7 protein-coding genes are annotated in these 7,889 nt (G+C 71.2%); all 7 read left to right on the forward strand.

Annotated elements, in window-relative coordinates; genetic code table 11:
• On the forward strand, window positions 1-2,621 hold a 2,621-nt coding region (gene mfd / locus A5702_RS02920; RefSeq protein WP_068218111.1), incomplete at its 5' end, for a transcription-repair coupling factor.
• 2 nt (window positions 2,622-2,623) lie between these two features.
• Window positions 2,624-3,595, forward strand: a complete 972-nt coding sequence (locus A5702_RS02925) for a nucleoside triphosphate pyrophosphohydrolase (protein ID WP_156669463.1) — start codon at window positions 2,624-2,626, stop codon at window positions 3,593-3,595.
• An 88-nt stretch (window positions 3,596-3,683) separates the two neighbouring features.
• Window positions 3,684-4,412, forward strand: coding sequence for a lytic transglycosylase domain-containing protein (locus tag A5702_RS02930; RefSeq protein ID WP_156349535.1), 729 nt, complete (start codon window positions 3,684-3,686; stop codon window positions 4,410-4,412).
• Window positions 4,413-4,481: 69 nt separating this feature from the next.
• The gene (eno, locus tag A5702_RS02935) at window positions 4,482-5,771 is read left to right on the forward strand and encodes a phosphopyruvate hydratase (protein ID WP_068218116.1); all 1,290 of its coding nucleotides are present in this window, start codon (window positions 4,482-4,484) and stop codon (window positions 5,769-5,771) included.
• Between the two features lies 1 nt (window position 5,772).
• Window positions 5,773-6,408 carry a septum formation initiator family protein gene (locus A5702_RS02940; RefSeq protein WP_068218118.1) on the forward strand — a complete coding sequence of 212 codons (636 nt, stop codon included), beginning with the start codon at window positions 5,773-5,775 and terminating at the stop codon, window positions 6,406-6,408.
• Window positions 6,401-6,889, forward strand: a complete 489-nt coding sequence (locus A5702_RS02945) for a DUF501 domain-containing protein (protein ID WP_067822221.1) — start codon at window positions 6,401-6,403, stop codon at window positions 6,887-6,889. Before A5702_RS02940 ends, A5702_RS02945 begins: the two co-directional genes overlap by 8 nt.
• The gene (locus A5702_RS02950) at window positions 6,883-7,827 is read left to right on the forward strand and encodes a Ppx/GppA phosphatase family protein (RefSeq protein WP_068218120.1); all 945 of its coding nucleotides are present in this window, start codon (window positions 6,883-6,885) and stop codon (window positions 7,825-7,827) included. The genes A5702_RS02945 and A5702_RS02950 overlap by 7 nt, the downstream gene beginning before the upstream one ends.
• Window positions 7,828-7,889 lie beyond the last annotated feature (62 nt).

Here is a 7,889-nt window from a genome sequence, read left to right on the forward strand (position 1 = left end):
GCACCGACGCGCCCGTCGACGTGGCGCAATTCGGCGGGTCGGGGTTCGCCGAGCTGGACGACGTGCACGCCGCCGCGGCGCGCACCGGCCATCCCTGGTGGACGCTGAGCCAGCTGTCCGCCGAGTCCGCGATGGAGCTGGACATCCGGGCGGCGCCGTCGGCCCGCGGGCACCAGCAGGACATCGACGGCATCTTCGCGATGCTGCGGGCGCACGTGTCGACCGGTGGCTACGCCGCCGTCGTCGCCCCGGGCGCCGGGACCGCCCACCGGGTGGTCGAGCGGCTCGCCGACTCCGACACCCCCGCCGCCATGCTGGAACCGGACGCGGCCGACACCTCCCTCAAGCCGGGGGTCGTCAGCGTGCTCAAGGGCCCGCTGCACGACGGCGTGATCATCGAGGGTGCCAACCTCGTCGTCATCACCGAGGCCGACCTCACCGGCAGCCGGGCCACCGCGGTCGAGGGCAAGCGGCTGGCGGCCAAGCGGCGCAACACCGTCGACCCGCTGGCGCTGACGGCCGGCGACCTGGTGGTGCACGACCAGCACGGCATCGGCCGGTTCGTCGAGATGACCGAACGCACGGTCGGCGGCGCGCGGCGCGAGTACCTGGTGCTCGAATACGCGTCGTCCAAGCGAGGTGGGGGCTCGGACAAGCTGTATGTCCCGATGGACTCGCTGGATCAGCTGTCCCGCTACGTCGGCGGCCAGGCGCCCGCGCTCTCCAAGCTCGGCGGCAGCGACTGGGCCAACACCAAGACCAAGGCCCGCCGCGCGGTCCGCGAGATCGCCGGCGAGCTCGTCGCGCTCTACGCCAAGCGCCAGGCCAGCCCCGGTCACGCGTTCGCGCCCGACACCCCGTGGCAGGCCGAGATGGAGGACGCGTTCGGCTTCACCGAGACCGTCGACCAGCTGACCGCCATCACCGAGGTCAAGGCCGACATGGAAAAGCCGATCCCGATGGACCGGGTGATCTGCGGCGACGTCGGCTACGGCAAGACCGAGATCGCGGTGCGCGCGGCGTTCAAGGCCGTCCAGGACGGCAAGCAGGTCGCCGTGCTGGTGCCGACCACGCTGCTGGCCGACCAGCACCTTCAGACGTTCAGCGACCGGATGGCCGGCTTCCCGGTGACCGTCAAGGGGCTGTCGCGGTTCACCGACAACGCCGAGTCCCGCGCCGTGGTCGAGGGCCTGGCCGACGGGTCGGTCGACGTCGTGATCGGCACGCACCGGCTGCTGCAGACCGGGGTGCGCTGGAAGGACCTGGGCCTGGTGGTGGTCGACGAGGAGCAGCGCTTCGGCGTCGAGCACAAGGAGCACATCAAGAGCCTGCGCACGCACGTCGACGTGCTGACCATGAGCGCCACCCCGATCCCACGCACGCTGGAGATGAGCCTGGCCGGGATCCGCGAGATGTCGACCATCCTGACGCCGCCCGAGGAGCGCTACCCCGTGCTGACCTACGTCGGCCCGCACGACGACAAGCAGGTGGCCGCCGCCCTGAGGCGCGAGCTGCTGCGCGACGGGCAGGCGTTCTACGTGCACAACCGGGTCAGCTCGATCGACCGCGCCGCGGCGCACGTCCGCGAGCTGGTGCCCGAGGCGCGGGTCGTCGTCGCGCACGGGCAGATGCCCGAGGACCGGCTGGAACGCACCGTGCAGGGCTTCTGGAACCGCGAATACGACATCCTGGTGTGCACCACGATCGTGGAGACCGGCCTGGACATCTCCAACGCCAACACGCTGATCGTCGAGCGCGCCGACACCTTCGGGCTGTCCCAGCTGCACCAGCTGCGCGGCCGGGTGGGGCGCAGCCGCGAGCGCGGTTACGCCTACTTCCTGTATCCGCCGCACGCGCCGCTGACCGAGACGGCCTACGACCGGCTGGCGACCATCGCCCAGAACAACGAGCTGGGCGCCGGCATGGCGGTCGCGCTGAAGGACCTCGAGATCCGCGGGGCGGGCAACGTGCTGGGCGTCGAGCAGTCCGGGCACGTCGCCGGGGTGGGGTTCGACCTATACGTGCGGCTGGTGGGCGAGGCCGTGGAGGCGTACCGGGCGGCCGCCGACGGCCAGACGGTGACCACCGCCGAGGAGCCCAAGGACGTGCGGATCGACCTGCCGGTGGACGCCCACCTGCCGCCGGACTACATCGCCAGCGACCGGCTGCGGCTGGAGGCCTACCGGCGGCTGGCCGCGGCCTCGGACGACGAGGCCGTCGGCGCCGTCGTGGAGGAGCTCGTCGACCGCTACGGCGCGCTGCCCGAGCCGGCCCTGCGGCTGGTGGCGGTCGCGCGGTTGCGGCTGCTGTGCCGGGCCGCCGGCATCACCGAGGTGTCCGCGCCGTCCGCGGCAACCGTGCGGCTGTCGCCGATCACGCTGCCCGATTCGGCCCAGGTGCGGCTCAAGCGGATGTATCCCGCGGCGGGCTACCGCGCCACCACCTCCACCGTGCAGGTGCCGATCCCGCGGGCCGGCGGCGTCGGCGCGGCGCGCATCCGGGACGTCGAGTTGGTGCAGATGGTGGCCGATCTGGTCACCGCACTGCAGGGAAAACCACAGATAGACATTGGTATAACGGGGTCACCGGCACCGACGAGCGGGGAGGAGCGGCGCGCGTGACGATCGTCGTCCTGTTCGACCCGCGCCGCCCGTCGCTGGTACCCGTGGAGGCCATCGAACACCTCGGCGGGGAGGTCCAGTACACCGAGGAAATGCCCGTCGCGGTGCCGTGGTCGCTGCCCGCGGCGCGCCCGGTGCACTCCGGCGACCCCGACCATCCGGCGCCGGTGCTGCTGTCGTCGGACCCCGAACATCCCGCGGTCACCGCCCGGCTCGCGGCCGGCGCCCGGTTGATCTCCGCGCCGGAGACGCCTCGCGGCGAACGACTGGTCGACGTGGTCGCGATGATGGACAAACTGCGCACCGCCGGCCCGTGGGAGAGCGAACAAACCCACGACTCGCTGCGCAGGTTCCTGCTCGAGGAGACGTACGAAGTGCTGGACGCGGTCCGCAGCGGCAACGCCGAGGCGCTGCGTGAGGAACTCGGCGACGTGTTGCTGCAGGTCCTCTTCCACGCCCGCATCGCCGAGGACGCCCCGCAGCTTCCCTTCACCATCGACGACGTCGCCGTCACGCTGATGCGCAAGCTGGGCAATCGGGTGCCAGGTGTGCTTGCGGGTCAAACCATTTCGCTCGAAGAGCAGCTGGCGCAATGGGAGGAGCGCAAGGCGGCCGAAAAGCCGCGCAAGTCGGTGATGGACGACGTGCACACCGGCCAACCGGCGTTGGCGTTGGCGCAGAAGGTGATTCAGCGTGCCGAGAAGGCGGGCCTGCCGGCCGACCTCGTCCCCGCCGACATCACGTCCGTGTCGGTGTCCGCCGACGGCGACGCCGAAGGCGCGCTGCGCGCGGCGGTTCTTCAGTTCGTGGACACCGTCCGCGGGGTGGAGCGGGCGATCGCCGCGACCCGCCGCGGCGACGGCGTCCCGGAGGAGCTCGACGCGGCCCCGCTCGGAGAGGTCACCGAGGACGAGTGGCGGGCGCACTGGCCCAAAGACGAGCTCGCCGCCGACGCCACGGCCGAAGCCGACTGACCAACGCAACCGAACAACACCGAAACCCATGGGACGATGGTTAGGCGGAAGTTGGCGCAGGGGATTTGAGGGAGCTTTAACCAGCATGGTGTCGCCGAGGCGTTGGTTGCGCGCGGCCGCCGTGATCGGCGCGACCGCGATGCTGCTGGCCTCCAGCTGCACCTGGCAGCTCAGCCTGTTCATTCCCGAAGGCGTCCCGCCGCCGGCCGGGGCGCCCGTGCCGCCGGTGGACACGCACGCCAGCGGGCGGCCCGCGGATCAGCTGCGGGCGTGGGCCGAACAGCGCTCGGCGACTTTGGAGATCCCCGTGATCGCGCTGGAGGCCTACGCGTACGCCGCCCGGGTCGCCCAGGTCGAAAACCCGAAGTGCCACATCGCGTGGACCACGCTGGCGGGCATCGGGCAGGTCGAGAGCCACCACGGCACCTACCGCGGCGCGCGGCTGGCGCCCAACGGCGATGTCAGCCCCCCGATCCGCGGCGTCCGCCTGGACGGCAGCGGCGGCACGCTGCGCATCGTCGACAGCGAGGAAGAGGTGGCCGACGACGACGGGGTGGTGCGGGCCATGGGGCCCATGCAGTTCATCCCCGAGACCTGGCGGCTGTACGGCGTCGACGCCCATAACGACGGCCGCGTCAGCCCGGACAACATCGACGACGCGGCGCTCGCGGCGGCCGGTTACCTGTGTTGGCGCGGAAAGGATCTGGCAACGCCCCGCGGCTGGATCACCGCGCTGAGGGCCTACAACAACTCCGGCGTCTACGCGCGCGCGGTGCGCGACTGGGCGACCGCCTACGCGGCGGGTCACCCGCTGTAGCAGGATGTATCAGGCTTTACGCTATCGGCGGCGAGGCCGGCACCAGCTACGAACACAAGGAGAAACCCAGTGCCGATTATCGAGCAGGTCGGGGCCCGCGAAATCCTCGATTCCCGCGGCAACCCGACGGTCGAGGTCGAGATCGCCCTGATCGACGGCACGTTTGCCCGCGCGGCCGTGCCGTCCGGCGCGTCGACCGGCGAGCACGAGGCCGTCGAGTTGCGCGACGGCGGTGAGCGTTACGGCGGCAAAGGCGTGCGCAAGGCCGTCGAGGCCGTCCTGGACGAGATCGGCCCGGCGGTGATCGGGCTCAACGCCGACGACCAGCGGTTGGTGGATCAGGCGCTGGTCGACCTCGACGGCACCCCCGACAAGTCCCGGCTGGGCGGCAACGCGATCCTGGGCGTGTCGCTGGCCGTCGCGAAGGCGGCCGCCGATTCCGCCGAGCTGCCGCTGTTCCGCTACATCGGCGGCCCGAACGCGCACATCCTGCCGGTGCCGATGATGAACATCCTCAACGGCGGCGCGCACGCCGACACCGCCGTCGACATCCAGGAGTTCATGGTGGCGCCGATCGGCGCCCCGAGCTTCGGCGAGGCGCTGCGCTGGGGCGCCGAGGTGTACCACTCGCTCAAGTCCGTGCTGAAGAAGGAGGGCCTGAGCACCGGGCTGGGGGACGAGGGCGGCTTCGCGCCCGACGTGGCCGGCACCACCGCGGCGCTGGACCTGATCGGCCGGGCCATCGAGTCGGCCGGTTTCAAGCTGGGCGTCGACGTGGCGCTGGCGCTGGACGCGGCGGCCACCGAGTTCTACACCGACGGCACCGGATACGCCTTCGAGGGCAGCACCCGCAGCGCCGAGCAGATGGCCGAGTTCTACGGCGGGCTGCTCGACTCCTATCCGCTGGTGTCCATCGAAGACCCACTGTCCGAAGACGATTGGGACGGCTGGGCGGCCCTGACGGCGTCGATCGGTGACCGCGTGCAGATCGTCGGCGACGACATCTTCGTCACCAATCCCGAGCGCCTCGAAGAAGGTATCGAGAAGGGCGTCGCAAATGCGTTGCTGGTCAAGGTGAATCAAATCGGCACGCTCACCGAGACGCTCGACGCCGTCGCGCTCGCCCACCACAGCGGCTACCGCACGATGATGAGCCATCGCAGCGGCGAGACCGAGGACACCACGATCGCCGACCTGGCGGTGGCAGTCGGCAGCGGGCAGATCAAGACCGGCGCGCCCGCCCGCAGCGAGCGCGTCGCCAAGTACAACCAGCTGCTGCGGATCGAGGAGGCGCTGGGCGACGCCGCCCGATACGCCGGCGATCTGGCCTTCCCGCGCTACGCGCCGGAGGCCAAATAGCTTGCCCGCCAAGCCGGATCCGAAACGGCGCTCCCCGGCATCGCGCCCGGGGAAGGCCGGGGATCCGGTTCGGCGCCGCCGCACCGCGAAGCCGTCATCCAAGCCGTCCCAAACCGCGAAGCAGGCCAGCCCGCGTTCGGTCTATGAGCATGTGGTCGAGCCCATCAAGCGCCAGGTCGCCGAGTCCGTCGAGCAACGGTCCGAGCAGCGGCTCGGCTTCACGGCGCGGCGCGCGGCGGTGCTCGCCGCGGTCGTGTGCGTGCTGACCCTGACCATCGCCGGCCCGGTGCGCACCTACTTCGCCCAGCGCACCGAGATGAATCAGCTGACGGCAAGCGAAGCCGCGCTGCGCCGTCAGATCGCCGACCTCGAGCAGAGAAAGGCCAAACTCGGGGACCCGGCCTACATCGCGGCGCAGGCCCGCGAGCGGCTCGGGTTCGTGAAACCGGGTGACATCCCCTTCCAGGTTCAGCTTCCGCCGACGGCGGCTCCGTCCGAGCCCGGGGCCCAGGCGGCGAAACCCGCGAGCAGCGATCCCTGGTACACGGCGTTGTGGCACACCATCGCCGACGCGCCGCACCTGCCGCCCGCCAACGTGCCCCCGCCCGAACCCAACCCCACGACGCCCGGTGGTTGATCGTGGCGACCTCGAGGCCGTGGCGCGTCAGCTCGGGCGGGAGCCGCGCGGCGTACTCGAGGTCGCCTATCGCTGCCCCAACGGTGAGCCCGGCGTGGTGAAGACCGCGCCGAAACTTCCTGACGGAACGCCCTTTCCGACGTTGTACTACCTGACCCATCCGGTGCTGACCGCGGCCGCGAGCCGGCTGGAGACGACGGGATTGATGCGCGAGATGTCCGAACGGCTGCGCCAGGACCCGGAATTGGCGGCCGCGTACCGACGGGCCCACGAGTCATATCTGGCCGAGCGTGACGCGATCGAGCCGCTGGGGACGACGTTCTCCGGCGGCGGAATGCCGGACCGGGTGAAGTGTTTGCACGTGTTGATCGCGCACTCGCTGGCCAAGGGGCCCGGCTGCAACCCGCTCGGCGACGAGGCGCTGGCGATCCTGGCGCCCGAGCCCGCGATGGCCGGCATCCTGGTGGCGGGCCAATGGTGAGCAGGTTCGCCGGAATCGACTGTGGCACCAACTCGATCCGGTTGCTGATCGCCGACGTGCGCGACGGCGGGCTGCGCGACGTGCACCGGGAGACGCGGATCGTGCGGCTGGGCCAGGGTGTCGATGCCACGGGTCAGTTCGCGCCGGAGGCGATCGCGCGGACCCGCGACGCGCTGGCCGACTACGCCGCCCTGCTGCGTCGGCACCGGGTCGAGCGGGTGCGGATGGTGGCCACGTCGGCCGCTCGCGACGTCGCGAATCGTGATGACTTCTTTGCGATGACGGCCGAGGTGCTGGGCGCCGTCGTGCCCGGCGCGGTGGCGGAGGTGATCAGCGGCGCCGAAGAGGCCGCCCTGTCGTTCCGCGGCGCGGTCGGTGAATTAGACCCTGCCACGGGTCCTTTCGTCGTCGTCGACCTGGGCGGGGGCTCCACCGAGATCGTGCTCGGCGGGGACGCCGTGGTGGCGAGCTACTCGGCCGACATCGGTTGCGTCCGGCTGACCGAGCGCTGTTTGCATTCCGACCCGCCGACACCCGAGGAGGTGGCGGCGGCCCGCGCCGTGGTGCGCGAGCGCCTCGACGTCGCGCTGGGGGTGGTGCCCGTTCAGGGGGCGCGGACCTGGGTCGGGCTGGCCGGGACGATGACCACGCTGTCCGCGCTGGCCCACAACATGACGGCGTATGACTCTGCGGCCATTCACCTTTCGCGCGTTCCCGGCGGTGACCTGCTGGCGGTGTGCGAGCGGCTGATCGCCATGCCGCGCGCCGAGCGCGCCGCGTTGCCGCCCATGCACGAGGGACGGGCCGACGTGATCGGCGGGGGCGCGATCGTGGTCGAGGAGTTGGCGCGCGAGTTGCGTGCCCGTGCCGGGATCGACGAGTTGATCGTCAGCGAGCACGACATCCTGGACGGCATCGTGCTGTCGATCGCGGGGTGAGTCACAGGAGCCACTTGCGCCCCTGGCCGGAGGACTCGACTGTTTACCCGCCTCATAGCGAC

It is taken from the genome of Mycobacterium sp. E3339, from assembly GCF_001666915.1.
Lineage (GTDB): Bacteria > Actinomycetota > Actinomycetes > Mycobacteriales > Mycobacteriaceae > Mycobacterium.